A 1,131-nucleotide genomic window follows, 5' to 3' on the forward strand; every position below is an offset into this window, starting at 1 on the left:
ACGCGCGAAATCCATTATGGACGGCTTTCTGTCACGAAGTTTGCCAGGTCAGCGGACTGCTGGACCCGCGAGGGCTCATGCACGTACATCATGTGGCCGGCGGGGTAGTAGCGGACGTCGATGTTCTCCCGCAGCTGCGGCGGGATCGGCAGCCGGGCCAGGACGTGCTCGGCCGCGAAGTACGGCGTCGCGCCGTCGGTGTAGCCGCAGCCCACGTGGATCCGCAGGTGAGGGTTGGCCTGCATCGCCGCGCCGAGCTTGTCCACGACGGACACGCTCGCGCCCTCGAACTCCTTGTAGGACCAGGGCTGCACCTTGCTGGTGATCATCTCGTAGGGCAGGTCGCTGGTGTAGTCGAGCTCTTCGCGCAGGTAGTGGTTGATCGACGCCGCGTAGGCCCCGAGGATCCCGGAGATGCTCGGGTCGTCGGTGAAGTGCTCGCCCGCCGCGTCCGGCTCCCAGCCGGTGAACCGGCCGTCCATCCGGCCCACCGTCTGCCGCCGGTCGCGCAGCAGCTCGGTGAAGAACCGGATGTGCTCGATGCGCAGGTTCGCGCGCTCCACGTAGTCCTCGGAGAGCCCGGACAGCCCCGCGACCCGGCGCACCACCTCGGCCCGCTCCTCGTCGGTCAGCCGCGCGCCGCGGGCCAGCGCCCACTGGTACTCCTTGGCGGCGTACTCCTCGGCCTCGTCGAGCACCTCGCGCAGCGGCCGGTCGCCGTGCTTGCCGTGGTGGTGCGCGATCGCCGCGTAGGTCGGCAGGTACAGCGAGTACGGCAGGTCGTTGCCGTCGGTGAACCGGACCGTGCCCAGGTCCAGCACCGAGGAGATCAGCAGCAGGCCGTTCGGGTAGAGCCCGTACCGGGACTGCAGGTGCTCGGCCAGCGCTGCCGCGCGCAGCGTGCCGTAGGACTCGCCGGCCAGGTACTTCGGCGACATCCACCGGCCGTTGCGGGTGGTCCACAGCCGGATCACCTCGGCGATGGACTCGATGTCGCGCTTGTAGCCGTGGAAGTCGCCCGGCGTGCCGCCCTCGACGGCCGGTACACCGTTTCGGTCCGGCCGGCGCGCTCGGCGGCGCTCTCCCCCTGGGCGACCTCCTCGGAGTCGATCGTCCGGTACGCCGGGATGA

General features: G+C 70.0%; 1 protein-coding gene. It reads right to left on the reverse strand.

The window, feature by feature from the left end; translation table 11 throughout:
- Window positions 1-14: 14 nt before the first annotated feature.
- Window positions 15-1,131 (reverse strand): S10 family peptidase (locus ABTZ89_RS38825; protein WP_351054499.1); only part of this gene is annotated, 1,117 nt, incomplete at its 5' end.

Source organism: Saccharopolyspora sp. NPDC002686 (assembly GCF_040295745.1).
Lineage (GTDB): Bacteria > Actinomycetota > Actinomycetes > Mycobacteriales > Pseudonocardiaceae > Saccharopolyspora > Saccharopolyspora oryzae.